The following is a 26,472-nucleotide window of genomic DNA, read 5'->3' on the forward strand; positions in this document are numbered from 1 at the left end:
TGCCGAACGATTAAATCACATCCCTGTCTGTCATATCTGATCAAGGCGCTTCCGCTTTTCTGGTTGTCTGGCTCCGGCGAACAGCGACAGGCACCTCCGCTTTTCTAGGCTGTGGATAAAATTTCGACATTATTTTTATTATCCACACATGATATTGACAGGTTTTACACAAACCATCAGCTTGTGGACAAATTTTACGCACAGAATGTTATAGTTGTGGATAAACTACGAAAAAGCATTGCACCTAAGGCAATTATTTGTTATTATATTTGTGTTTTCACTCTGAATAACTTCATCAACAGAAAAGTGTTATCCACAGATTGTGGATAACGTGTGGATAGTTTATCCTAGCATTCTGTAAAAACTTGTCCACAAGCGGTGGATATTGTCGAAACTCCACTTTATTTCCTTATTATAAGTTTTTCCACAATCACTGTTTTGTATATTTATAAATTAATAGGTTGTACTGCCGGTATAACCTATTTTTTCACGGAACATCGCCGTAAATAAATATTAGTTTGGAGTTAGACAGTAATAGAGAGAGTGTCTGTTATAATAAATGGTTTTATAAAATGAAAAAGGAGGGATACTAGTTGGAAAATATTGCGGATCTTTGGAATGCAGCGCTGGCCAATATCGAGAAAAAGATAAGCAAGCCAAGCTTTGACACCTGGCTTAAATCTACAAAAGCCCATTCCTTACAAGGCAATCTCCTGGTGATTACCGCTCCTAATGAATTTGCAAGGGACTGGCTAGAAGAGCGTTATTCTCAGTTAATCGCGGGGATCCTTTATGAAATAACCGGTGAAGAGCTATCTGTAAAGTTTATTATTCCGCAAAATCAAAATGACGCTGAAAATGACGTTCAGCTGCCGCCTAAAAAGGTTAAAAAAGATGATGATCATGTTGAATTCCCACAGGGGATCTTAAATCAAAAATATACTTTTGATACGTTTGTTATCGGATCTGGAAATCGATTTGCCCACGCTGCGTCACTAGCAGTAGCTGAAGCACCAGCGAAAGCTTATAATCCATTGTTTATTTATGGGGGAGTGGGACTCGGAAAAACACACTTAATGCACGCCATTGGCCATTATGTTCTTGATCATAATCCAGCTGCAAAAGTAGTTTATTTATCATCTGAAAAATTTACGAATGAATTCATTAACTCAATTCGTGATAATAAAGCAGAGAGTTTCCGCAATAAATATCGAAATGTCGATATCTTACTTATTGATGATATTCAGTTCTTGGCCGGAAAAGAATCGACGCAGGAAGAATTTTTCCATACCTTTAACGCCCTGCATGAGGAAAGCAAACAAATCATAATCTCAAGTGACCGCCCGCCAAGGGAAATTCCCACATTAGAAGACCGGCTTCGTTCACGATTTGAGTGGGGCTTAATCACGGATATCACTCCTCCTGATTTAGAAACGAGAATAGCGATTCTCCGTAAAAAAGCAAAGGCCGAAGGTTTAGATATTCCGAATGAAGTGATGCTATACATTGCAAATCAGATTGATTCGAACATCCGTGAGCTGGAAGGTGCACTCATTCGCGTGGTGGCTTATTCGTCTTTAATCAATAAAGATATCAATGCAGACCTTGCAGCCGAGGCATTAAAAGATATCATCCCAAGCTCAAAGCCAAAGGTGATTACCATTCATGAAATTCAAAAGGTTGTTGGGGAGCATTATAGTATTAAACTAGAGGACTTCAAAGCAAAAAAGCGGACAAAGTCTGTTGCCTTTCCACGGCAGATCGCGATGTACTTATCACGTGAATTAACCGATTATTCCTTGCCAAAAATAGGAGAGGAATTTGGCGGTCGTGACCATACAACCGTTATTCACGCACATGAAAAAATTTCAAAGCTCCTTCAAACCGATTCTATGTTTCAAAAACAAATGAAGGAATTACATGAGCTTTTAAAAATATAGTTCATTTTTTTTGTTTAAACTGTGAATAACTTCTTGGGATCTATACACAGTCTGTCCACATGTGGATAGGCTGTGTTTCTATTGAAAATCGCAGTTATCCACATACTAACAGGGCCTACTAGTACTTCTACTATTTTTTTAAAAAATAATATTATATGTAACAGCAATAAAAATATGCATAATACGGAGGATTAAAGGCGATGAAATTTATCATCCAGCGCGACCACTTAGTTCAAAGTGTTCAAGATGTAATGAAGGCTGTCACTTCTAGAACGACTATACCAATCTTAACGGGGATTAAAATAACAGCTTCAACTGAAGGAGTTACATTAACCGGCAGTGATTCAGACATATCGATTGAATCATTTATACCTAAAGAAGATGATGGAAATGAAATTGTGGAAGTCAGACAACCAGGTGCGATTGTCCTTCAAGCCAAATTTTTTAGTGAAATTGTTAAAAAGCTTCCTACCGATACGGTTGAAATAGAAGTTCTAGGATCGTTACAAACCGTTATTCGCTCTGGAAAGTCCGAATTTAATCTGAACGGTCTTGATGCAGAAGAATATCCACATCTTCCTCAAGTTGAGGAAAACAACAAATTTCACATTGCGACAGATCTGCTAAAAGCCATGATTCGTCAAACACACTTTGCGGTGTCCACCTCAGAAACACGCCCCATCTTGACAGGTGTAAACTGGCGGATTGAAAATGAAGAACTAACCTGTATTGCAACAGACAGCCATCGTCTTGCTTTACGAAAAGCTAAAATTGAATCAGAAAGTCATGAAAACTATAATGTGGTCATTCCTGGAAAAAGCTTAAATGAATTAAGTAAAATTATTGCTGATTCGAATGAATTAATAGATATTGTCATTACAGAGAATCAAATCTTATTCAAAGCGAAACACTTATTATTCTTCTCTAGATTATTAGAAGGAAACTATCCTGATACTTCAAGATTGATTCCTGAGGAAAGTAAAACAGATGTAACAGTGAATACCAAAGAGTTTCTACAAGCAATTGATCGTGCCTCCCTTTTAGCTCGTGAAGGAAGAAATAATGTTGTGAAACTGTCTACCATTGAGGGAGGAACAATTGAAATCTCATCCAATACCCCCGAAATTGGAAAGGTAGTGGAAGAAATTCAGAGCCAGTCCATAGACGGAGAAGAACTGAAGATCTCTTTTAGTGCAAAATATATGATGGATGCGCTAAAGGCCTTAGAAGGAACAGAAATTAAAGTAAGCTTTACCGGTGCAATGCGTCCGTTTGTTATTCGTCCACTTCATGACGAAACAATTTTGCAGCTTATATTGCCAGTTAGAACCTACTAAATAAAAGCAGTTTACAACCTATAAGCCACCATATTACTGGTGGCTTCTTTATGTGCTAAGGTTTGAGTTTACTGTGTTACTTCATCGCAGTACTAGACCGCTTACTTTTATTTTTTTCTAGTTTCCTTTGTGTCTGACTAATTTTTTTAGTAAAATAAAGTATTGGGACCATTTTTAGAAATGAGGATGAAAAGATGCCTGAAAAAATTAAATTGGATACCGAGTATATTACATTAGGGCAATTTTTGAAGCTGGCGGATGTAATCCAAACAGGCGGTATGGCCAAATGGTTTTTAAGCGAGCATGAAATATTTATCAATGGTGAGCAAGACCAAAGAAGAGGGAGAAAGCTTCGCGTTGGTGACAAAGTCCAAATAGCAGGGTACGGGGAATTTGTAATTAGCGAGTAGCTAAAGGATGTTGTTGCCATGTATATAGAAAAATTAGCACTTAAAGATTATCGGAACTATGACGAGTTATTCGTCGAGTTTGAAAATAAGGTAAATGTTATTTTGGGAGAAAATGCCCAAGGGAAAACCAATGTAATGGAATCTATTTATGTGTTAGCAATGGCCAAGTCACACCGAACGTCTAATGATAAAGAACTTATTCGCTGGGACCAGGAGTATGCTAAAATAGAAGGAAGGGTTCAAAAGCAGCACAGCTCCCTGCCCTTGCAGCTGATCATCTCAAAAAAAGGAAAAAAGGCAAAGCTGAACCATATTGAACAGCAAAAATTAAGCCAATATGTTGGAAACTTTAATGTAGTCATGTTTGCACCCGAGGATTTGAATATTGTAAAAGGCAGCCCTCAGGTACGAAGACGATTTATTGATATGGAAATTGGTCAGGTATCACCGATTTACTTACATGATATGAGTCAATATCAAAAAATACTTCAACAACGCAACCATTATTTAAAAATGATGCAAATCAAAAAACAAAGCGATCCAACCATGCTCGAGGTTTTAACCGAACAATTTATTGACATGGCTGTAAAGGTCGTTAAAAAAAGGTTTGAATTTCTGAGATTACTCGAAAATTGGGCTAAACCTATTCATCAAGGTATTTCAAGAGGCTTGGAAACACTTGAAATTATGTATAAACCTTCTGTAGAGGTATTAGAAGAACAAGATTTGTCGAAAATGATAGAAAGCTTTCAGGAAAAATTTTCTAAAGTGAGAGGCAGGGAAATAGAACGAGGAACTACCTTGTTTGGCCCGCATCGTGATGACGTATTGTTTTTCGTTAATGGAAGGGATGTTCAAACATACGGCTCCCAAGGGCAGCAACGTACAACGGCCCTCTCTGTTAAGCTGGCCGAAATTGAATTGATTCATAATGAAATTGGTGAATATCCAATTCTTTTGCTTGATGATGTTTTATCCGAATTAGATGATTACAGGCAATCCCATTTACTCAATACCATTCAAGGGAGAGTCCAGACATTTGTCACCACGACAAGTGTGGAAGGAATTGATCATCAGACATTAAAAGATGCTTCAACCTATATTGTGCAGGCAGGCACCATAAAGAAGGTTAATTGAGGTGGGTTAATGTATATTCACATCGGGGAAGATTTAAATATTAGGGCGGAAGAAATTATTTCAATATTAGATAAAGAAAGTGCCAATCAATCACCATTGGTCAATGAATTTTTGAAAAAACAAAGCGAAAAAGCCATTAACTTGTCTAAAAACCCCTATAAATCAGTCATTATTACATATGACAAGGTTTATTTATCCCCCATTGCTTCAGGAACATTAAAGAAACGTTCAAATCAAATGAGTATACATGAATTTTAATATAAATCTTTATTTTTATAATTTAGTTAGAGATATTTTTGTCAGAAGGTGTAGGTGAACAAGTATGACTTTGGAACAAAAAGCAGTAGAGGGAGCATACGGCGCTGATCAAATTCAAGTTCTTGAGGGGCTTGAAGCAGTACGGAAAAGACCGGGTATGTATATTGGTTCAACAAGCGGAAAAGGTCTGCATCATCTTGTTTGGGAAATAGTTGATAATAGTATTGATGAGGCACTGGCAGGCTACTGTGATGAAATTAATGTCATTATTGAAGAAGATAATAGTATCACGGTAAAGGACAATGGCCGTGGAATCCCAGTTGATATTCAAGAAAAAATGGGCAGACCAGCGGTCGAAGTAATCATGACTGTACTTCACGCGGGTGGAAAGTTTGGCGGCGGAGGCTATAAGGTTTCCGGCGGTTTGCATGGTGTAGGTGCATCGGTTGTTAATGCTCTTTCTACCAAACTTGAAGTTAATGTTCATCGTGACGGTAAAATTTATCAGATTATTTTTGAACGAGGAGCAGTAGTTTCTGAACTAAAGGTAATTGGAACTACTGACAAAACCGGAACGATCACCCATTTTAAACCAGATGGTGAGATCTTTACGGAAACATTAGTTTATGAATATGATATTCTTGCTACTCGTTTACGTGAGCTTGCCTTTCTTAACAGAGGAATCAAAATCTCAATTGAGGATAAACGTGAAGAAAATAAACGGAATGAATATCACTATGAGGGTGGTATTAAATCGTATGTTGAACATCTAAATCGTACAAAAGAAGTAGTCCATGATGAGCCCATCTACATGGAAGGAGAAAAAGACGGCATTAGTGTGGAAGTCGCACTCCAATACAACGAGGGCTATACAGAAAATATTTACTCTTTTGCAAATAATATTCATACCTATGAAGGCGGTACACATGAATCAGGTTTTAAAACCGCTTTAACAAGAGTAATTAATGATTATGCTAGAAAAAATGGCATATTCAAGGAAAGTGATCCAAATCTTTCCGGTGAGGATGTACGTGAAGGCATTACAGCGATTGTTTCAATCAAACACCCTGATCCTCAATTTGAAGGACAAACCAAAACAAAGCTTGGAAATTCAGAAGTCAGAGCGATTACTGATACCGTTTTTGCAAGTACCTTTGATAAATTTTTATTAGAGAATCCAACCGTGGCAAGAAAAATCGTTGATAAAGGATTGATGGCATCAAGGGCAAGACTTGCTGCTAAGAAGGCTAGGGAATTAACTCGCCGCAAAAGTGCCTTAGAGGTTTCCAGTCTGCCTGGGAAATTAGCAGATTGTTCTTCAAAGGATCCTTCAGAGAGTGAATTGTACATCGTAGAGGGTGACTCTGCCGGCGGGTCAGCAAAGCAAGGACGTGATCGTCATTTCCAAGCCATTCTACCGTTGCGCGGAAAAATTCTTAATGTGGAAAAAGCACGTTTAGATAGAATTCTGTCTAACAATGAAGTCAGAGCAATGATTACGGCAATAGGAACAGGAATTGGGGAAGATTTTGATATTTCCAAGGCTCGTTACCATAAAGTGGTCATTATGACAGATGCCGATGTGGATGGTGCTCATATTCGTACCCTTCTTTTAACGTTCTTTTACCGCTTTATGAGAAAAATTTTAGAAGCTGGTTATGTTTATATTGCCCAGCCGCCTCTTTACAAGGTACAGCAGGGCAAACGAATTGAGTACGCTTATAATGATAAAGAACTCGAGCGGATATTTGCAGAACTGCCAGCTGCACCGAAGCCTAATATCCAACGATATAAAGGTTTAGGAGAAATGAATCCTGAACAATTATGGGAGACAACGATGGATCCTGCTAATAGAAGTATGCTCCAAGTAAGTCTTGAAGATGCAATTGAAGCAGACGAGACCTTTGATATGTTAATGGGTGAGAAGGTTGAACCACGTCGTAACTTCATTGAAGAAAACGCACAATACGTAAAGAATTTAGATATATAAAAAGCGGAGGGAGGTAGGTAATATGACTGAAACACCTAATTCAAAAGTAAGCGAAATTAATATTAGTCAGGAAATGAAATCATCCTTTCTTGACTATGCGATGAGTGTTATTGTTTCTCGTGCCCTTCCAGATGTTCGAGATGGGTTAAAACCAGTTCATCGCCGTATTTTATATGCCATGCATGACCTTGGCATCCATGCAGACAAACCATATAAAAAGTCTGCTCGTATCGTTGGGGATGTTATCGGTAAATATCACCCGCATGGTGATTCTGCTGTATATGAAACAATGGTCCGGATGGCACAGAATTTTAACTACCGTTATATGCTCGTAGATGGACATGGAAACTTTGGGTCTGTTGATGGAGACTCAGCGGCCGCAATGCGTTATACAGAATCAAGAATGTCCAAAATCTCGATGGAACTACTAAGAGATTTAAATAAAGATACCATTGATTACCAAGATAACTATGATGGTGAAGAAAGAGAGCCGGTTGTGCTGCCGGCCCGATTCCCAAACCTTCTAGTAAATGGAACAACCGGGATTGCCGTAGGTATGGCAACCAATATCCCGCCGCACCAATTAGGGGAAGTGATTGATGGGGTATTAGCAGTAAGCCGCGAACCTGAAATCACTATCCAAGAATTAATGGAAATCATTCCAGGTCCAGACTTTCCAACAGGCGGGATTATTATTGGCCGTAGTGGAATTAGAAAAGCATATGAAACAGGCCGTGGCTCGATTACCATCCGTGCTAAAGTGGAGATTGAACAGAAATCCAACGGTAAAGAAGTCATAATCGTTAATGAAATACCATATCAAGTAAATAAAGCAAGGTTAATTGAAAAAATTGCCGAACTTGCCCGTGATAAAAAAATTGAAGGTATCACCGACCTTAGAGATGAATCCGACCGCCGCGGGATGCGGATTGTCATTGAGGTCCGTAAAGATGCAAATGCAAATGTACTTTTAAATAATTTATATAAGCAAACAGCTTTGCAAACCAGCTTTGGGATCAACACATTAGCACTAGTTGATGGACAGCCAAAAGTGTTAAGCTTAAAGCAGTGTTTAGTTTATTATTTAGATCATCAAAAAGTGGTCATTCGCCGGAGAACGCAATTTGAATTAAACAAAGCAGAAGCCCGTGCACATATTCTGGAAGGATTAAGAATTGCACTTGATAATTTAGATGCTGTCATTACCCTGATTCGAGGCTCACGTACAACGGATATTGCACGTGAAGGCTTAATGACCCAGTTTAATCTTTCTGAAAAACAGGCCCAAGCCATTCTTGATATGCGTTTACAGCGTTTAACGGGATTAGAAAGAGAAAAGATTGAGGAAGAATTTCAAAGTTTAATGAAGCTAATTGCTGAACTAAAAGCGATTTTAGCTGATGAAGAAAAGATTCTTGATATTATCCGAGAAGAATTATTAGAAATTAAGGAACGTTTTAATGATAAGCGCCGGACGGAAATTGTCATGGGCGGAATTGAAAATATTGAAGACGAGGATTTAATTCCACGTGAAAATATCGTTATTTCGTTAACTCACAATGGATATATTAAACGGCTCCCAGTGTCCACTTATCGCGCGCAGAGACGAGGCGGACGAGGAATACAAGGAATGGGAACGAATGAGGATGACTTTGTTGAACATCTAATTACTACTTCATCCCATGATACGATTTTATTCTTTACCAATAAAGGTAAGGTTTATCGTTCTAAAGGTTATGAGATACCAGAATACAGCAGGACAGCTAAAGGACTTCCAATTATAAATATGCTTGGTATCGAAAAAGGTGAATGGATCAATGCCATTATCCCTGTAGATGAATTTGTGGACGATTGGTTCTTATTCTTCACAACGAAGGAAGGGGTCTCAAAGCGTTCACCACTTTCATCTTTTGCTCATATCCGCAACAATGGGCTGATCGCCTTAAGTCTGCGCGAAGGGGATGAACTAATCTCTGTTCGTCTGACTGATGGGACAAAACATATTATTATTGGTACTAAAAAAGGTATGCTAATCCACTTTCCAGAGACGGATGTTCGATCAATGGGACGTACTGCAACAGGGGTCAAAGGGATTACACTTGACTCAGATGATGAAGTAGTGGGTATGGAAGTAATAGAAGAAGATAACGATGTATTAATTGTAACTAAAAATGGCTATGGAAAACGTACCCCTGCATCTGAGTACCGGATTCAAGGCCGTGGTGGTAAAGGAATCAAAACCTGCCATGTCACAGAGAAAAACGGTAATCTAGTCTCCATGAGAGCTGTAACTGGTGAAGAAGATCTTATGCTGATTACAACCGGTGGTGTGTTAATCCGGACCGATGTTGCAGGTATTTCACAGATGGGTCGAAATACACAGGGTGTTAAACTGATCAGTCTAAAAGAAAGTGAAAACGAATTTGTTGCAACCGTAGCAAAGGTTGAAAAAGAAGAGGAACTAGAGCAAACAGCTGAAGATGCCTTAGATGATAGCAATGAGGCAGTCCTCGATGAAGGTCAACATGGCAGCCTACCTGAAGGTGAAGAATAATTTTGATTAAGAGGGGCACTTTACAAGTGCTCCTCAGATTGTAGACAAAAGGCATCCGGATGTGCCAATCTGGGTGTCTTTTTGTTGTTTTTTTGCTCGTAAGAGCAAAAGTTAGGCCTATCCTATGCTTATTGCTACGCCATTTCTGGACTTATCCAAGTCCAATTGGCCATCTTTTTTAAATTCATGGCTGCAAAAGTAAGCATCGCTTGCATGGACAATTTTTTTAGGCCTCTTAAGGTTGTCCAACGCATACCATGCTTTTCCTTGGCATCTGCAAAAACACGTTCAATGGTTTCTTTGCGTTTTGCGTAAATGCTTTTATTCTCTTGTGTCGAACGAAGATATTCGGCTTCTTCTATATGGTGTTCCCAGACATGACGCTGAATGAGTTTTTTATGTTCCTTACTCTGCGTGCATTTTGAAAGTAAGGGACATTTTTCACATTCAATCGGATTAGAGAAGTATTGACGGTAGCCTTCCTTCGTCGTAGTTGCATACTTCAATACTTGTCCTTGCGGACAGATATAACAATCGTAGTATTCATCATAAACATATTCATATTTTTTCATGTACCCCTCTTTCGTACGAGGGCGAGTATAAGGTAAAGCAGGTGTCATATCATTTTCAAATATGTATTGGGCAATAGCAGGTGTTTTATATCCAGCATCAGCAGCAACAGCAGAAGGTTTTCCTTGTTTCTCGATTACCTTTTCCAATAGTGGTTCGAAAATGACACTATCATGGACATTCCCAGGAGTTACAATTGCCCCTAATACAAAACCATTTCGATCAGCGGCCGCATGGAATGAGTATGCGAACTGTTTCGTACGCTCGTCTTTTACGTAATAACCACTCTCAGGGTCAGTAGTACTTTTTTTTATTTCCTTAAATTCCTCTTTCTCAAACTTATCTGGTGGAAATGGCTTTTTATCATGTTCTTCACGGTCTTTATTAATCTCTTCTTGTAGTCTTGCTTCGTATGCTTTCGTTTCTTTTCTAACTAATTTCTTCTCGAATTTATGTTTATTTGCACTTGCTTTTACATGGGTTGAATCTATAAATACATGCTCGCTACTAATCAATTTCTTATCAGAGGCTTCCTTCAAAATACGATAGAAGATCTGTTCAAATAAATCTGTATCTTTAAAACGTCGTTCGTAATTTTTACCGAAGGTAGAGAAGTGAGGCACTTTATCATAAAATCCAAAGCCTAAGAACCAACGATAAGCCAAATTTGTTTCGATTTCTTCAATAGTTCTTCGCATAGATCGAATACCGAAGGTGTATTGGATGAATGCCATCTTAATTAATATCACAGGATCAATGCTTGGGCGTCCTCTTTCAGTAGAATACATTTCTTGAACCAGGGGATAGATAAATGAAAAATCAATAGAAGCTTCTAACTTGCGTACTAAATGGTTGGCCGGCACAAGTTGTTCTAAAGCTATCATTTCTAATTGGTCACGATTTATCTGTGTATTCTTACTTAACATCTTATCCACCTCAAAAAAATTATCTATATCCCAATTATACAAAAAAGACTGCCTACAAACCCTTAATTTTTTCGGATTTGTCGACAGTCTGAGGGGCACTTTACAAGTGCTCCTTTTATTATGACCAAGATTTGAGTATTATATGAAACCTAAAAATTATTAAAAAAATTATTGACTTCACTTAATATGGGTGGTATATTTATAAAGTCGCTTCGGGGCGATGGTTGTTCTTTGAAAACTAAACAAACAAAAACGTCAACAAACAATAATATTAGTTTCTACTATGAAACTAAGCCAACGTAACAAAATGAGCTAATCAACTTTCATGGAGAGTTTGATCCTGGCTCAGGACGAACGCTGGCGGCGTGCCTAATACATGCAAGTCGAGCGAATCAATAGGAGCTTGCTCCTGTTGGTTAGCGGCGGACGGGTGAGTAACACGTGGGCAACCTGCCTGTAAGACTGGGATAACACCGGGAAACCGGTGCTAATACCGGATAATCCTTTTCCTCTCATGAGGAAAAGCTGAAAGTCGGTTTCGGCTGACACTTACAGATGGGCCCGCGGCGCATTAGCTAGTTGGTGAGGTAACGGCTCACCAAGGCGACGATGCGTAGCCGACCTGAGAGGGTGATCGGCCACACTGGGACTGAGACACGGCCCAGACTCCTACGGGAGGCAGCAGTAGGGAATCTTCCACAATGGACGAAAGTCTGATGGAGCAACGCCGCGTGAGCGATGAAGGCCTTCGGGTCGTAAAGCTCTGTTGTTAGGGAAGAACAAGTACCGGAGTAACTGCCGGTACCTTGACGGTACCTAACCAGAAAGCCACGGCTAACTACGTGCCAGCAGCCGCGGTAATACGTAGGTGGCAAGCGTTGTCCGGAATTATTGGGCGTAAAGCGCGCGCAGGCGGTCCTTTAAGTCTGATGTGAAAGCCCACGGCTCAACCGTGGAGGGTCATTGGAAACTGGGGGACTTGAGTGCAGAAGAGGAAAGCGGAATTCCACGTGTAGCGGTGAAATGCGTAGAGATGTGGAGGAACACCAGTGGCGAAGGCGGCTTTCTGGTCTGTAACTGACGCTGAGGCGCGAAAGCGTGGGGAGCAAACAGGATTAGATACCCTGGTAGTCCACGCCGTAAACGATGAGTGCTAAGTGTTAGGGGGTTTCCGCCCCTTAGTGCTGCAGCTAACGCATTAAGCACTCCGCCTGGGGAGTACGGCCGCAAGGCTGAAACTCAAAGGAATTGACGGGGGCCCGCACAAGCGGTGGAGCATGTGGTTTAATTCGAAGCAACGCGAAGAACCTTACCAGGTCTTGACATCCTCTGACACTCCTAGAGATAGGACTTTCCCCTTCGGGGGACAGAGTGACAGGTGGTGCATGGTTGTCGTCAGCTCGTGTCGTGAGATGTTGGGTTAAGTCCCGCAACGAGCGCAACCCTTGTTCTTAGTTGCCAGCATTCAGTTGGGCACTCTAAGGAGACTGCCGGTGACAAACCGGAGGAAGGTGGGGATGACGTCAAATCATCATGCCCCTTATGACCTGGGCTACACACGTGCTACAATGGATGGTACAAAGGGCAGCAAAGCCGCGAGGCCTAGCCAATCCCATAAAACCATTCTCAGTTCGGATTGTAGGCTGCAACTCGCCTACATGAAGCCGGAATCGCTAGTAATCGCGGATCAGCATGCCGCGGTGAATACGTTCCCGGGCCTTGTACACACCGCCCGTCACACCACGAGAGTTTGTAACACCCGAAGTCGGTGGGGTAACCGTAAGGAGCCAGCCGCCTAAGGTGGGACAGATGATTGGGGTGAAGTCGTAACAAGGTAGCCGTATCGGAAGGTGCGGCTGGATCACCTCCTTTCTAAGGATAATGCAGTCCTTATGGACTGATAAAAGGTTGACTGTTTTTTGTTTGTTTAGTTTTGAGAGTGCAACTCTCTCTATTTTATGGTATGGGCCTATAGCTCAGCTGGTTAGAGCGCACGCCTGATAAGCGTGAGGTCGATGGTTCGAGTCCATTTAGGCCCACCATACTTCATAATGGGGTCTTAGCTCAGCTGGGAGAGCGCCTGCTTTGCACGCAGGAGGTCAGGGGTTCGATCCCCCTAGACTCCACCAATAACGTTTTTTTAACGTTGAAAATTTGTTCTTTGAAAACTAGATAATCGTATAGAAGAAACCAAGTAAAAACCGAGTAAAATCGCCATTTTAGTTTTTTCTCTCAATTAATTAGAGTAAAACCTTTTAGGTTAAGTTAGAAAGGGCGCACGGTGAATGCCTTGGCACTAGGAGCCGATGAAGGACGGGACTAACACCGATATGCTTCGGGGAGCTGTAAGTAAGCTTTGATCCGGAGATTTCCGAATGGGGGAACCCGCTGTTCGTAATGGAACAGTATCTTTACCTGAATACATAGGGTATTGATGGCAGACCCGGGGAACTGAAACATCTAAGTACCCGGAGGAAGAGAAAGCAAACGCGATTCCCTAAGTAGCGGCGAGCGAAACGGGATTAGCCCAAACCAAGAGGCTTGCCTCTTGGGGTTGTAGGACACTCAACATGGAGTTACAAAGGAACGGGGTAGATGAAGCGGTCTGGAAAGACCCGTCATAGAAGGTAAAAACCCTGTAGTTGAAACTTCGTTCCCTCCTGAGTGGATCCTGAGTACGGCCGGACACGTGAAATCCGGTCGGAAGCAGGGAGGACCATCTCCCAAGGCTAAATACTCCCTAGTGACCGATAGTGAACCAGTACCGTGAGGGAAAGGTGAAAAGCACCCCGGAAGGGGAGTGAAATAGTTCCTGAAACCGTGTGCCTACAAGTAGTTAGAGCCCGTTAATGGGTGATAGCGTGCCTTTTGTAGAATGAACCGGCGAGTTACGATTACATGCAAGGTTAAGTTGAAGAGACGGAGCCGCAGCGAAAGCGAGTCTGAATAGGGCGATTGAGTATGTGGTCGTAGACCCGAAACCAGGTGATCTACCCATGTCCAGGGTGAAGTCCAGGTAACACTGGATGGAGGCCCGAACCCACGCACGTTGAAAAGTGCGGGGATGAGGTGTGGGTAGCGGAGAAATTCCAATCGAACTTGGAGATAGCTGGTTCTCTCCGAAATAGCTTTAGGGCTAGCCTCACGTAGTTAGAGTCTTGGAGGTAGAGCACTGTTTGGACTAGGGGCCCTCATCGGGTTACCGAATTCAGACAAACTCCGAATGCCAAAGACTTATCCGTGGGAGTCAGACTGCGAGTGATAAGATCCGTAGTCAAAAGGGAAACAGCCCAGACCACCAGCTAAGGTCCCAAAGTATACGTTAAGTGGAAAAGGATGTGGAGTTGCTTAGACAACCAGGATGTTGGCTTAGAAGCAGCCACCATTTAAAGAGTGCGTAATAGCTCACTGGTCGAGTGACTCTGCGCCGAAAATGTACCGGGGCTAAACGTATCACCGAAGCTGTGGATTGACATCTACGATGTCAGTGGTAGGAGAGCGTTCTAAGGGCGTTGAAGCTAGACCGTAAGGACTGGTGGAGCGCTTAGAAGTGAGAATGCCGGTATGAGTAGCGAAAGATGAGTGAGAATCTCATCCACCGAATGCCTAAGGTTTCCTGAGGAAGGCTCGTCCGCTCAGGGTTAGTCGGGACCTAAGCCGAGGCCGAAAGGCGTAGGCGATGGACAACAGGTTGATATTCCTGTACCACCAAAGAATCGTTTGAGTGATGGGGGGACGCAGGAGGATAGGGTAAGCGCGCTGTTGGATATGCGCGTCTAAGCAGTTAGGCTGAGAAGCAGGAAAATCCGCTTCTCGTGAAGGCTGAGCTGTGACAGCGAGGGAAATTTAGTACCGAAGTTCCTGATTCCACACTGCCAAGAAAAGCCTCTAGCGAGATTCAAGGTGCCCGTACCGCAAACCGACACAGGTAGGCGAGGAGAGAATCCTAAGGTGAGCGAGAGAACTCTCGTTAAGGAACTCGGCAAAATGACCCCGTAACTTCGGGAGAAGGGGTGCTCTTTGGGGTTCATAGCCTCGAAGAGCCGCAGTGAATAGGCCCAGGCGACTGTTTAGCAAAAACACAGGTCTCTGCGAAGCCGCAAGGCGAAGTATAGGGGCTGACGCCTGCCCGGTGCTGGAAGGTTAAGAGGAGGGGTTAGCGCAAGCGAAGCTCTGAATCGAAGCCCCAGTAAACGGCGGCCGTAACTATAACGGTCCTAAGGTAGCGAAATTCCTTGTCGGGTAAGTTCCGACCCGCACGAAAGGCGTAACGATCTGGGCACTGTCTCAACGAGAGACTCGGTGAAATTATAGTACCTGTGAAGATGCAGGTTACCCGCGACAGGACGGAAAGACCCCGTGGAGCTTTACTGTAGCCTGATATTGAATTTTGGTACAGCTTGTACAGGATAGGTAGGAGCCTGAGAAGCCGGAGCGCCAGCTTCGGTGGAGGCGTCGGTGGGATACTACCCTGGCTGTATTGAAATTCTAACCCGCACCCCTGATCGGGGTGGGAGACAGTGTCAGGTGGGCAGTTTGACTGGGGCGGTCGCCTCCTAAAGAGTAACGGAGGCGCCCAAAGGTTCCCTCAGAATGGTTGGAAATCATTCGTAGAGTGTAAAGGCACAAGGGAGCTTGACTGCGAGACCTACAAGTCGAGCAGGGACGAAAGTCGGGCTTAGTGATCCGGTGGTTCCGCATGGAAGGGCCATCGCTCAACGGATAAAAGCTACCCCGGGGATAACAGGCTTATCTCCCCCAAGAGTCCACATCGACGGGGAGGTTTGGCACCTCGATGTCGGCTCATCGCATCCTGGGGCTGTAGTCGGTCCCAAGGGTTGGGCTGTTCGCCCATTAAAGCGGTACGCGAGCTGGGTTCAGAACGTCGTGAGACAGTTCGGTCCCTATCCGTCGTGGGCGCAGGAAATTTGAGAGGAGCTGTCCTTAGTACGAGAGGACCGGGATGGACGCACCGCTGGTGTACCAGTTGTCTTGCCAAAGGCATCGCTGGGTAGCTATGTGCGGACGGGATAAGTGCTGAAAGCATCTAAGCATGAAGCCCCCCTCAAGATGAGATTTCCCATAGCGTCAAGCTAGTAAGATCCCTGAAAGATGATCAGGTTGATAGGTCAGAGGTGGAAGCGTGGCGACATGTGGAGCTGACTGATACTAATCGATCGAGGACTTAACCATAGTTATAAGCGAACTCGTTTTTACAACATTTCTTCTACATTATCTAGTTTTGAGAGAATGATCTCTTAATTTAATAAGTCTGGTAATTAAGGCGAGAAGGTCACACCCGTTCCCATACCGAACACGGAAGTTAAGCTTCTCAGCGCCGATGGTAGTTGGGACTTTGTCCCTGTGAGAGTAGGACGTTGCCAGGCATGTTTAGGACAATCCGGAAGGATTGTCCTTTTTTGTGTTCTAAGAAATTATAGATTTACTACTTGCGGCTAACTTTTTACAGGGTTAGATATGTCCAGCTCCAGCGCCTAGCCCCTCGATGGTCCACAGTCAATCCGTCTAAAAGGTTAAAGAGCAACCTTTCAGCCGGCTCGTCTTATGCTTGGCTACATAAAGCTATCGCTTTCTGTACGCATTAAGGGCGACTAGCATTTGACCTTGCTTTCACCGGTCAGTCGACAAGTCGCCCTATATCGGGGCTAACCAAGGCGCTTGTGCTTTTGTTCTTTTATTTCATAAGAAATTGAAAAATTAAAAAGGGACCCTTTTTCATGGTGATTTCTAGAAAAGATTTAATAAATGGGTAATCCCGGTTGGGCATCATTTTTGTTAACTCACTCCACCATTCCGTTTCATAGCGGGCAATCATACTTAGGTTATATAATAAAAGATAGTGAACAAGCAGCTCTGGAAAATGAATAAAACTTCCTTTAACGAGTGGGAGTGTGTAACTACTGTTCTCTAAGTCAAAGCATAATGGTGAGATATCAGAAGAAAATTCCTCTTTGGTATAAAAGGCAAGCTCCCCATCAATAAACTCCACACTATTTTTGAATTTTGATGTAAAAAATTCCTTAAATCTGCTTTCTGTCATATGATAAGTATCCAATACATATTCAGGGATAATCAATTTATTATCCTGTTGAGCTAAATTGGCAAATGTCTTTTTCCCTTCAACGATAAAGAATAAGTCATTTAATTCAGGTATAAGCTGTAATAATTCTTCCATAATGGCTTTTTCACCTTCTAATTGTTTCATGTGGAACATTTTTTCAGACATAAAGGGAAAGAGACCGTTTTTTTGAAATTTTACCTCATCATGGAAGAAGAGATAATTTTGCTTTTTTCTTTTCCTAGTTGAAACACCATGCGCTAGTACAGCGGTTGTTTCCGGATAAGAAGGATCTATCGTTAAGATACAAGCTTTAATTAAATGGACAAGTCCATAGAAAAGTAAAATTGGTTTTAAAATGAGTGGCGACTTTTCTGCTTGATCATAATATATTTGTCCATGTTCGAGATAATAGAGAAAGGCGTATCCATTTTCATAGCTTTTTTGTTCTGGATTATCGATATTTCGCTTTTGGTAGCAGGTTTTTAAATACCTTTGACAGTAGTCAGCGGAAAAAAAACAGGAATAGTTTTCCCAACCTTTGTAGTTCATCACTAAATTATCACCTTTTTCTGAAAAATCAATTAAATATTTATTCCTTGACAGTATTTTGTCCAATTGATAAAGTACAAATAATATTTTTTGTCCTGGAGGGCTGTTAAAAATGTGGGAAAATAAATTTGCAAAAGAAGGTTTAACGTTTGATGATGTATTGTTAATTCCGGGTAAATCAGAGGTATTGCCCAAAGATGTCAACCTGCAAGTAGAATTATCGCCGAGTGTAAAACTTAATATTCCAATTATCAGCGCTGGAATGGACACTGTAACAGAATCAGAAATGGCTATTTCAATTGCCCGCCAAGGCGGCTTAGGAATCATCCACAAGAATATGACCATTGAACAGCAGGCAGAACAAGTAGAAAAGGTCAAAAGATCAGAAAGCGGAGTTATAACTGATCCCTTTTTCCTAACCCCTGAACATCAAGTGTTTGATGCGGAGCATTTGATGGGTAAGTATCGAATTTCTGGTGTCCCGATTGTCAATAATATGCAGGACCAAAAGCTAATTGGGATCATTACCAACCGTGACCTTCGTTTTATTCAGGATCAAGATTATTCTTTTAAAATCTCAGATGTAATGACAAAGGAAAATCTTGTAACAGCCCCAGTCGGAACAACATTAAAAGAAGCAGAAAAAATACTTCAAAAGCATAAGATTGAAAAGCTTCCTCTAGTAAATGAAGACGGCGTATTAAAAGGGTTAATCACAATTAAAGACATCGAAAAAGTAATTGAATTCCCTAACTCTGCAAAAGACAGACAGGGTCGTCTACTTGCTGGCGGAGCTGTAGGGGTAACAAAGGATACGATGAAGCGTGTTGAAGCTCTAGTAGCAGCAAATGTCGATGCTATTGTTATTGATACAGCTCATGGGCATTCTAAAGGCGTTCTTGACATGGTGAAGGAAATTAGAAGTGCATATCCTGACTTAACCATTATTGCCGGGAATGTCGCAACAGCTGAAGCGACAAAAGACTTAATTGAAGCAGGTGCCGATGTAGTAAAGGTTGGAATTGGACCTGGATCTATTTGTACAACAAGAGTAGTAGCAGGGGTAGGAGTACCGCAAATAACAGCTGTCTATGATTGTGCAACTGAAGCAATGAAGCATGGAAAAACAATTATTGCTGATGGCGGGATTAAATATTCTGGAGATATTGTAAAGGCCTTGGCAGCGGGCGGACATGCCGTCATGCTTGGAAGCTTATTGGCCGGGGTATCAGAGAGTCCGGGTGAGACAGAAATCTTCCAAGGACGCCGTTTTAAGGTGTATAGAGGCATGGGTTCGGTCGCAGCGATGGAAAAGGGTTCAAAAGACCGTTATTTCCAAGAGGATAATAAAAAGTTTGTTCCTGAAGGAATTGAAGGGCGGATTCCATATAAAGGACCATTAGCTGAGACAATTTACCAGCTTATTGGCGGCATACGTTCAGGTATGGGCTATTGTGGAACAAAAGATCTTCAAGATTTAAGAACAAAAGCACAATTTATTAAGATGACAGGTGCTGGTCTGAAAGAAAGTCATCCACACGATGTTCAAATTACCAAAGAGGCACCAAATTATTCATTATAAATTTTCCAAACAGAGAGGTGATCCTTCTCTGTTTTTATTATGAAAAATTTCCTAGTAAATTTTAAGAGAATTTTAATCATTTGCCAAAGAATGGTTCAATGCTCATTCTATGATTTACTAGGCAGGTATGATAAAATATTCAAAGTGTATAAATTCCTTGGAGGGCGTGTAATAGTGAACAAACATCTTTATCAAAAATATATTGCCAGTGCATTGGCAATGATTATGTTTTTTAGCGTTTTTGCTGGTGTACATAAGGCCCATGCAGAAGCAGCTTTAAATGTGAATGCAGATGGAGCCATTTTAGTAGATGGAAAAACAGGTAAAGTTTTATATGAAAAAAATGCTGATAGTGTACTAGGAATTGCTAGTATGACCAAAATGATGACTGAATATATCTTACTTGACTCTGTTAAAAAGGGAAAAGTCAAATGGGATCAAGAGTACAGGGTAAGTGATCTTGTTTATAAAATCTCTCAGCGCCGTGACCTTTCCAATGTACCATTACGGGCAGATGGCACCTATAAAGTACGAGAATTATATCAAGCTATGGCGATTTACTCTGCCAATGCTGCCACCATCGCGCTTGCAGAAATTATGGGCGGTTCAGAAACAAACTTTGTAAAAATGATGAATGATAAAGCAAAGAGCTTAGGCTTAAAGGATTATAAATTTGTTAACTCAACAGGTTTAAATAATCGTGACTACAAAGGTTTGCATCCAAAAGGAACAGGTGCAGAGGATGAAAATGTGATGTCATCCCGGGCAGTTGCGAAATTGGCTTTTCATTTAATAAATGATTTCCCGGATGTGCTAAAAACAGCGAGCACACCGAAAATGGTCTTTCGTGAAGGAACAACTGATCAAATTAATATGATTAACTGGAACTGGATGCTTCCATCACTAGATTATGGTTACCAAGGAATGGACGGGCTTAAAACGGGGACTACTGACTTTGCAGGCTATTGCTTTACCGGAACAGCTAGCCGTGATGGAAAACGATTTATTACTGTCGTGCAAAATGCAAAGGATGCCTCTGGGCAACAGGGGGGATATAAAGCCCGCTTTGAAGAAACTAGAAAAATGATGGATTATGCATTTAGTAACTATACGAATGTAAAACTTGTTCCAAAACACTTCCAAGTAAAAGGACAGAAAACATTACCAGTCCTTAAAGGAAAAGACGATCAAGTAAAGATATACACTAAATCCGCCATTAATATGATTGTTCTTAATGGTGAAGAGAAAAACTATCAACCGGTTCTGGTTTTAGATAAAAATAAAGTTAACAAAAAGGGTGAATTGACCGCACCGATTAAAAAAGGTGAAAAAATCGGTTATGTGACCCTAAAACCGAAGAATAACGAAAAGGTTAGTTTCTTAACTGCTGAGGGGCAGAAGAAAGCACAAGCGGATGTTGTCGCTGCTCAGGATGTTGAAAAAGCCAACTGGTTTGTCTTAATGATGCGCGGAATTGGCAATTTCTTCGGGGATGTATTTCATGGCATCGGTACAACCATTAAAGGTTGGTTTTAACTAAAAAAGCTTAATCTCCGTTTAGCAACGGATGGATTGGATTGAGGATTCTTGTCTTGACAGGAATCCCCTTTTTTTATTAAATGATAAGAGAAACAAAGGCCAAATAATTTGTTTAATTCAGTTGCATTTGGTTCATAATTATAGTAAATTATAAAACAAATCAATAATGAAAAAGCAATGAGAGGAACTAGTAACAAGAACATCACACTAAAGAGAGCCGGTGTCTGGTGTAAACCGGTGTGTGACCCTTGCGAATCCCTCCTCGAGCAAGGTACAGAACACCTGTTTGGTAAGTAAGTACTTTCGGTAAAAACCGTTACATTCTTTCGAGGTGGGCAGCCTATGCTGTCAACCAGGGTGGTATCGCGACTAACTCTCGTCCCTGTATTTGGGGCGGGAGTTTTTTTATTTGGCTCATCAGCGCTGGATAGTTTTTTAATTAAAAAAGGAGTGTCGACAGATGTTAGATATTAAAGTATTAAGAGCAAACTTTGCTGAAGTAAAAGAAAAGCTTCAGCATCGAGGTGAAGATTTAACAGACCTAGGACGATTTGAGGATTTGGATGTAAAAAGACGCGAGCTCATCGTTGAAACAGAAAAATTAAAAAGCCGCAAAAATGAAGTCTCACAGCAAGTGGCCGCACTAAAGCGTGAAAAAAAGGATGCCGACCATTTAATTACGGAAATGCGTGAAGTTGGCGATCAAATAAAAGTCCTAGATGACGAACTGCGCGGAGTAGAAGAAACATTAGAGCTGTTACTCCTAAGTATTCCAAATATTCCACATGAAAGTGTACCAATCGGAGAAACTGAGGACGATAACATTGAAATCAGAAAATGGGGCCAAGTGCGCGAATTTGACTTTGAAGCAAAGCCGCACTGGGACGTTGCAGACGAACTAGGGATCCTTGACTTCGAGCGGGCAGGAAAGGTGACTGGAAGCCGTTTTGTCTTTTATAAGGGACTTGGAGCCCGCTTAGAACGGGCCTTAATCAGCTTCATGCTAGACCTGCATGTTGATGAGCATGGATACACCGAAATATTACCGCCTTACTTAGTCAATCGAACAAGTATGACAGGAACAGGGCAGCTGCCAAAGTTTGAAGAGGATGCTTTCTTAATCGAAAATGAAGATTATTTCCTCATTCCTACTGCTGAAGTACCTGTTACAAACTATCACCGCGATGAAATTCTAAGTGGTGAAGACCTTCCGATTCGTTTTGCTGCGTATAGTGCTTGTTTCCGTTCTGAAGCAGGTTCTGCAGGACGCGATACAAGAGGATTGATCCGTCAGCATCAATTTAATAAAGTTGAGCTTGTAAAGTTTGTGAAACCGGAAGATTCTTATGAGGAACTAGAAAAGCTGACCCATGATGCGGAGCGTGTGCTGCAGCTGCTTGAACTGCCATACCGTGTATTAAGCATGTGTACAGGGGACCTGGGCTTTACCGCTGCCAAGAAATATGATATTGAAGTATGGATTCCAAGTTACGGAACATACCGTGAGATTTCTTCTTGCAGTAACTTTGAGGCTTTCCAGGCAAGACGGGCCAATATCCGCTTCCGTCGGGATCCAAAAGCAAAACCAGAGCATGTTCATACTCTAAACGGATCTGGTCTTGCGATTGGCCGCACGGTGGCCGCAATCCTAGAAAATTATCAGCAAGAAGACGGCAGTGTCATTATTCCAACGGCCTTACGGCCATATATGGGCAATCGCGAAGTCATTAAATCTTTGTAAGTTTTAAAAAGAACCGTATGTAAAAGATTTTTCCGGGCAAGCTAAATTTGCCCGGAAAAATCAGTTATTCTATTTGACATAGTGATATATATATGGTAAATTATCATTTGTCGACACGGAGGAATACCCAAGTCCGGCTGAAGGGATCGGTCTTGAAAACCGACAGGCGGGTTAAACCGCGCGGGGGTTCGAATCCCTCTTCCTCCTCCATTATTTTAAAACAACTACGCGCATAAAAACTGGAGATAAAAATTCGCTGCAATTTACTTGCAGCGAATTTTTTTTTGCCTAATCCCAAAGATAGAAAAAGCACAGATCGGATTACCCAATCTGTGCCTTTTCTATTTTTAATATTTCATTTAGTTTCTCTTCGACAGCATTACAAACCTTCAAGGCATCTTCTTTGCTTTTAATAACATCTGTATAATCCATATCAATTACAAGTACTTCACTGGCAGCGTACTGATTCATGACCCATTCATCGTAACCCTTCCACACTTCGAAATAGTACTCCTTTAGTTCTGGGTTAATTTCAAAGCTTCTGCCGCGTGCCATAATTCGATCAATGACCGTATCAAATGAACCCTTTAAGTAAACCATTAAATCTGGCGCTTTCTTAGGAAGTTCATTTAACTCTTCCATCATATTATCAACAAGATCTTCATATATTTTGAATTCCAAGTCGGAAATTCGGCCTAAGTTTTTATTCACATAAGCAAAATACCAATCTTCATAAATCGAACGGTCTTGAATGGTATAGACTGGTTCGCGCCAATTAATACATTCTTTAACCGTTTTAAAGCGTTTATTTAAAAAGAATAACTGCAGGAGGAAAGGAATTCTTCTAGCATCAAGTTCCTCAGGTGTTAGTTCATAGTAAAGGGGAAGAATCGGATTGTCATCGACCGTTTCATAAAATACCTTACTCTCAATTCCTTTAGCTTTAAAGTGGGCATTCAATGTATCCGCCACACTTGTTTTTCCTAGACCAATCATGCCACCAATAACGATACTCACTAACATCCCCCGTTCAATAATATGTTGTTTGTCCAGCTGTTTTCTTGTAAGGAAGCAGATAACTTTTGAAAAATATAATGTAAATCCTGTTCACTCTGCACAAAATCCAACTCATCTCCACTAAAGCGAAGAACTGGAATCTCCGGATGTTCCTTTTCAAAAGCAGTTATCGTATTTTCATAGTCAAGAGAGAGCTGTTCTAAATATAAAGGGCTAATATTTTTCTCTACTTCGCGCCCTCTTTTTTTAATTCGGTTCAAAAGTGTATCGAGGCTTGCGTTTAGATAAATAATGACGTTCGGCTTCGGCATATCTTCTGTTAGAATTTGATAAATCTTTAAGTACTTTTGATACTCTTCCTTATTTAAAGTCCGCTCGGCAAAGATCAGATTCTTTAAAATATGATAGTCTGCCACCACAGACCTATTTTGACTTATAAAATGGGAATTGATATCTCCTAATTGCTTATAGCGATTACAGAGAAAGAACATCTCCGTTTGAAAACTCCACTCCTCTATATTTTCGTAGAATTTCCCCAAAAACGGATTTTCATCAACAATCTCTTTTAATAAAGCAAAATTGAACTTTTTTGAAATGGCTTTTGCGAGAGATGTTTTTCCTACACCAATCGGCCCTTCAACGGTAATAAAGGGTGTATCCCCCATTGCAAGTCCTCCTTCTCCAACTGGCCGTACATCTATGATATCTTATGATAAGTTTTTCTAACCTATCGTAGTCCATGTGGTTATACGTTCTCTAAATGATGACGCAAAGAATATTTTATCATAATCTGTCGTAGGAAGGGATATGGAATATTTTCAAGCAGTATGTATTATGTCAAATATATGAAAAAACTGCCGAATGACGGCAGTTTTTGTAGAATGGTAATTTTTATATTCCTGTTAAAAGGCTTTTTTACGAACCCCGTTTTGTTACGGTGAAATTGTCTACGATTAACAGCCAATTCTGTGGGAAGGCTAAGCCCAGTTTCCAATAACTCATTCCTCTAATATTAAGCTCCTTAATTAAATCAAACTTCGCCTGGATGGAACGGGCATCTTCAAACCAAACCTCATGCTGTTTGCCATCGGCAGCAGTATACCGAAAATGAGGAGCTTGTGCTTTTGTATCATATTCGATCGGGACATTATGTGTTGCGGCAAGCTGAATAGCTTGCTGGGGGCTCACCGCTTTCGCCACTGTTCCTTGGACGAATGGAAGCGTCCAATCATATCCATAGAGGTTTTGCCCCATTAGAATTTTAGTAGATGGCATTTCAGTGACCGCATATTCGAGGACTTTACGTACCTGATCAATGGGTGAGACGGCCATGGCCGGACCGCCGCTGTAGCCCCATTCATAAGTCATAATGACCACGAAGTCGGAGATTTCCCCGTGAGCATGATAATCATGTCCTTCGTACCATTTTCCTTTTTGGGTTGCACTTGTTTTAGGTGCCAGAGCCGTCGACATAAGCCAGCCTTCCCTGCTAAACCGCTGCTTTGCTTTCCGTAAAAAGTTGTTATAGGCTTCCCTGTCAACTGGCCGTATAAATTCAAAATCAAAATGAATGTCACGGAATCCATATCTTTTCGCAGTTGCCACAATATTATTAAGGAATCGATCCTGGATCGCTAGATCGTTTAGTAAAATGCGGCCAAGCTCATCACTAAACTGATCATTCTCCTGATTGTTAATGACCATCATCAAAACATTGCGATTGGCTCTGGCGATTGCTGGAAAATTATTTAGTAAGGGCTCTTTTAACGTCCCATCGCGGCGTGCCTGGAAGCTAAAAGGGGCTAAATAAGTTAGATATGGTGCGGCTTCGCGGGCACTATTCTCCAATACAGGGGCTACAGAGGTACCACGAGGTTCAACATAGGCATTGAATTCAGCATTTCTTTTGGTTCCTTGAGGTATATAGAGACGGAACCCTACATTTAAAGGCTGATTGATGTTAATTTGATTAACACTTGCCAATTGCTGCGCAGAAACGCCAAACCTACGGCCAATGGAATAAAGAGAATCTCCGGATTGAACAAAATAAAAATGGCCGATAATGGGAATAACAATGGCTTGCCCAATGACAAGATTATTGGGGTTTGGCAAATCATTCGCCTCAACGATGTCTTGTACGGTGGTATGATAGGTCCTTGCAATTATGGTTAATGATTCATTACTCTTTATGACATGGATTTGCATCCTAATCCCTCCCGAAGAAACATACGCTACAGCTATTCTATGAGGGAGGGCGGGTTTACATGATATACTTTTGGTAAATCCTGCGAGGATTTAATTTCTGCCTTTAAGACATTTCTCATCATCGTTAAAGCATATTGGTTATCTTGATCATCTGTCGAGGCAATACAATTTTTAGGGATATATAGCTTGAATTCACGCATATAGGCATCGTTTGCTGTAAACAGAACACAGATATTGCCCGCAATGCCTGTTATAATAAGGGTATTTACTTTTAGCTGATGCAGTAAGGTATTTAAGGCAGTTCCGTAAAAGGCAGAGTGTTTCGGCTTTATTAAAAAATAATCATTTTTATCCGGCAGCACTTTTTCATAGATAGGCTCACTATATTGATTTCGGCAATGTTCGATAATGGTATGGTAATCAGCCTGCCATAAATTATAATGATCATTAATAAAAACAACAGGGAGCTGCTGTTGGTTAAATTGATCCTTTAATTCTTTAATGGGCCTGGCAATTTTCAGTGCCTTTTGAGCAAGAACCTGGCCATGGTTAAAATTAAAGTTATTAATCATATCAATGATTAACAGGGCAGGACGTTCAAGATTCAAACTGTCTCCCTCCTTTTCACTTATTTT

The 26,472-nt window shown here is 41.2% G+C and carries 16 protein-coding genes, 3 tRNA genes, 3 rRNA genes and 1 other annotated feature; of the genes, 16 read left to right on the forward strand and 6 right to left on the reverse strand.

Annotated elements, in window-relative coordinates; all coding sequences use genetic code 11:
- Positions 1-593: 593 nt before the first annotated feature.
- The 7 genes from dnaA (at position 594) to gyrA (ending at position 9,626) form a co-directional block, all read left to right on the forward strand.
- Positions 594-1,940, forward strand: a complete 1,347-nt coding sequence (gene dnaA, locus L1999_RS00005; protein ID WP_235741754.1) for a chromosomal replication initiator protein DnaA — start codon at positions 594-596, stop codon at positions 1,938-1,940.
- Positions 1,941-2,140: 200 nt separating this feature from the next.
- A complete protein-coding gene (dnaN, locus tag L1999_RS00010) occupies positions 2,141-3,277 on the forward strand; it encodes a DNA polymerase III subunit beta (RefSeq protein ID WP_235741755.1) in 1,137 nt (378 codons plus the stop codon).
- A gap of 194 nt (positions 3,278-3,471) precedes the next feature.
- A complete protein-coding gene (gene yaaA / locus L1999_RS00015; protein ID WP_235741756.1) occupies positions 3,472-3,687 on the forward strand; it encodes a S4 domain-containing protein YaaA in 216 nt (71 codons plus the stop codon).
- Positions 3,688-3,705: 18 nt separating this feature from the next.
- Positions 3,706-4,824, forward strand: a complete 1,119-nt coding sequence (gene recF / locus L1999_RS00020; protein ID WP_235741757.1) for a DNA replication/repair protein RecF — start codon at positions 3,706-3,708, stop codon at positions 4,822-4,824.
- Between the two features lie 9 nt (positions 4,825-4,833).
- Entirely contained in the window at positions 4,834-5,082 is a 249-nt protein-coding gene (gene remB / locus L1999_RS00025; RefSeq protein WP_235741758.1) for an extracellular matrix regulator RemB, read from the forward strand.
- A 64-nt stretch (positions 5,083-5,146) separates the two neighbouring features.
- The gene (gyrB, locus tag L1999_RS00030; RefSeq protein ID WP_374104106.1) at positions 5,147-7,072 is read left to right on the forward strand and encodes a DNA topoisomerase (ATP-hydrolyzing) subunit B; all 1,926 of its coding nucleotides are present in this window, start codon (positions 5,147-5,149) and stop codon (positions 7,070-7,072) included.
- Positions 7,073-7,094: 22 nt separating this feature from the next.
- Positions 7,095-9,626: a DNA gyrase subunit A gene (gene gyrA, locus L1999_RS00035; RefSeq protein ID WP_235741759.1), complete on the forward strand. Its 2,532-nt coding sequence runs from the start codon at positions 7,095-7,097 to the stop codon at positions 9,624-9,626.
- A 134-nt stretch (positions 9,627-9,760) separates the two neighbouring features.
- Here gyrA and L1999_RS00040 read toward each other — a convergent pair whose 3' ends face one another.
- Complete coding sequence (locus L1999_RS00040; RefSeq protein WP_235739642.1) at positions 9,761-11,122, reverse strand: IS1182 family transposase; 1,362 nt, start codon at positions 11,120-11,122, stop codon at positions 9,761-9,763.
- 322 nt (positions 11,123-11,444) lie between these two features.
- Between L1999_RS00040 and L1999_RS00045 the strand changes: the two genes are divergently transcribed.
- The 5 genes from L1999_RS00045 (at position 11,445) to rrf (ending at position 16,509) form a co-directional block, all read left to right on the forward strand.
- Positions 11,445-12,994, forward strand: a 16S ribosomal RNA gene (locus tag L1999_RS00045).
- Positions 12,995-13,087: 93 nt separating this feature from the next.
- Positions 13,088-13,164 (forward strand) — tRNA-Ile (locus tag L1999_RS00050).
- A gap of 11 nt (positions 13,165-13,175) precedes the next feature.
- A tRNA-Ala gene (locus L1999_RS00055) sits at positions 13,176-13,251 on the forward strand.
- Positions 13,252-13,380: 129 nt separating this feature from the next.
- A 23S ribosomal RNA gene (locus L1999_RS00060) occupies positions 13,381-16,315 on the forward strand.
- Positions 16,316-16,393: 78 nt separating this feature from the next.
- Positions 16,394-16,509, forward strand: a 5S ribosomal RNA gene (rrf, locus tag L1999_RS00065).
- Together the 16S, 23S and 5S rRNA genes with 2 tRNA genes alongside form the textbook arrangement of a ribosomal RNA operon.
- 308 nt (positions 16,510-16,817) lie before the next feature.
- On the opposite strand, the gene L1999_RS00070 is transcribed toward rrf, so the two are convergent.
- The gene (locus L1999_RS00070; protein ID WP_235744193.1) at positions 16,818-17,753 is read right to left on the reverse strand and encodes a YaaC family protein; all 936 of its coding nucleotides are present in this window, start codon (positions 17,751-17,753) and stop codon (positions 16,818-16,820) included.
- Positions 17,754-17,865: 112 nt separating this feature from the next.
- On the opposite strand from L1999_RS00070, the gene guaB reads away from it, so the two are divergent.
- The 4 genes from guaB to L1999_RS00090 all read left to right on the forward strand — a co-directional run bounded on the left by guaB (position 17,866) and on the right by L1999_RS00090 (position 22,825).
- Positions 17,866-19,335, forward strand: coding sequence for an IMP dehydrogenase (gene guaB, locus L1999_RS00075; RefSeq protein WP_235741760.1), 1,470 nt, complete (start codon positions 17,866-17,868; stop codon positions 19,333-19,335).
- A gap of 219 nt (positions 19,336-19,554) precedes the next feature.
- Complete coding sequence (locus tag L1999_RS00080; protein ID WP_235744194.1) at positions 19,555-20,871, forward strand: serine hydrolase; 1,317 nt, start codon at positions 19,555-19,557, stop codon at positions 20,869-20,871.
- 171 nt (positions 20,872-21,042) lie between these two features.
- Positions 21,043-21,261, forward strand: a binding site (T-box leader).
- Positions 21,262-21,334: 73 nt separating this feature from the next.
- The gene (serS, locus tag L1999_RS00085; RefSeq protein ID WP_235741761.1) at positions 21,335-22,615 is read left to right on the forward strand and encodes a serine--tRNA ligase; all 1,281 of its coding nucleotides are present in this window, start codon (positions 21,335-21,337) and stop codon (positions 22,613-22,615) included.
- Positions 22,616-22,732: 117 nt separating this feature from the next.
- Positions 22,733-22,825: transfer RNA gene (locus L1999_RS00090), tRNA-Ser, on the forward strand.
- A gap of 111 nt (positions 22,826-22,936) precedes the next feature.
- On the opposite strand, the gene L1999_RS00095 is transcribed toward L1999_RS00090, so the two are convergent.
- The 4 genes from L1999_RS00095 to L1999_RS00110 all read right to left on the reverse strand — a co-directional run bounded on the left by L1999_RS00095 (position 22,937) and on the right by L1999_RS00110 (position 26,445).
- A complete protein-coding gene (locus tag L1999_RS00095) occupies positions 22,937-23,632 on the reverse strand; it encodes a deoxynucleoside kinase (protein WP_430539998.1) in 696 nt (231 codons plus the stop codon).
- Positions 23,632-24,297 (reverse strand): deoxynucleoside kinase, encoded by a 666-nt coding sequence (locus tag L1999_RS00100; protein WP_235741763.1) that lies wholly within the window; start codon positions 24,295-24,297, stop codon positions 23,632-23,634. The genes L1999_RS00095 and L1999_RS00100 overlap by 1 nt, the downstream gene beginning before the upstream one ends.
- 250 nt (positions 24,298-24,547) lie before the next feature.
- On the reverse strand, positions 24,548-25,837 hold the full coding sequence (locus tag L1999_RS00105) for a LysM peptidoglycan-binding domain-containing protein (RefSeq protein ID WP_235741764.1): 1,290 nt from the start codon (positions 25,835-25,837) through the stop codon (positions 24,548-24,550).
- A 32-nt stretch (positions 25,838-25,869) separates the two neighbouring features.
- Positions 25,870-26,445, reverse strand: coding sequence for a cysteine hydrolase family protein (locus tag L1999_RS00110; protein ID WP_235741765.1), 576 nt, complete (start codon positions 26,443-26,445; stop codon positions 25,870-25,872).
- Between the last annotated feature and the right edge of the window lie 27 nt (positions 26,446-26,472).

Source organism: Neobacillus drentensis (assembly GCF_021560175.1).
In the GTDB taxonomy this organism is placed as follows: Bacteria; Bacillota; Bacilli; order Bacillales; family Cytobacillaceae; genus Neobacillus; species Neobacillus drentensis_A.

Coding starts and splice junctions, on each gene's coding strand:
- remB (WP_235741758.1), top strand. CDS start 4,834: ATGTATATTCACATCGGGGAAGATTTAAATATTAGGGCGGAAGAAATT.
- dnaN (WP_235741755.1), top strand. CDS start 2,141: ATGAAATTTATCATCCAGCGCGACCACTTAGTTCAAAGTGTTCAAGAT.
- L1999_RS00105 (WP_235741764.1), bottom strand. CDS start 25,837: ATGCAAATCCATGTCATAAAGAGTAATGAATCATTAACCATAATTGCA.
- L1999_RS00070 (WP_235744193.1), bottom strand. CDS start 17,753: ATGAACTACAAAGGTTGGGAAAACTATTCCTGTTTTTTTTCCGCTGAC.
- gyrA (WP_235741759.1), top strand. CDS start 7,095: ATGACTGAAACACCTAATTCAAAAGTAAGCGAAATTAATATTAGTCAG.
- serS (WP_235741761.1), top strand. CDS start 21,335: ATGTTAGATATTAAAGTATTAAGAGCAAACTTTGCTGAAGTAAAAGAA.
- L1999_RS00040 (WP_235739642.1), bottom strand. CDS start 11,122: ATGTTAAGTAAGAATACACAGATAAATCGTGACCAATTAGAAATGATA.
- L1999_RS00100 (WP_235741763.1), bottom strand. CDS start 24,297: ATGGGGGATACACCCTTTATTACCGTTGAAGGGCCGATTGGTGTAGGA.
- L1999_RS00080 (WP_235744194.1), top strand. CDS start 19,555: ATGATTATGTTTTTTAGCGTTTTTGCTGGTGTACATAAGGCCCATGCA.
- recF (WP_235741757.1), top strand. CDS start 3,706: ATGTATATAGAAAAATTAGCACTTAAAGATTATCGGAACTATGACGAG.
- yaaA (WP_235741756.1), top strand. CDS start 3,472: ATGCCTGAAAAAATTAAATTGGATACCGAGTATATTACATTAGGGCAA.
- gyrB (WP_374104106.1), top strand. CDS start 5,147: ATGACTTTGGAACAAAAAGCAGTAGAGGGAGCATACGGCGCTGATCAA.
- guaB (WP_235741760.1), top strand. CDS start 17,866: ATGTGGGAAAATAAATTTGCAAAAGAAGGTTTAACGTTTGATGATGTA.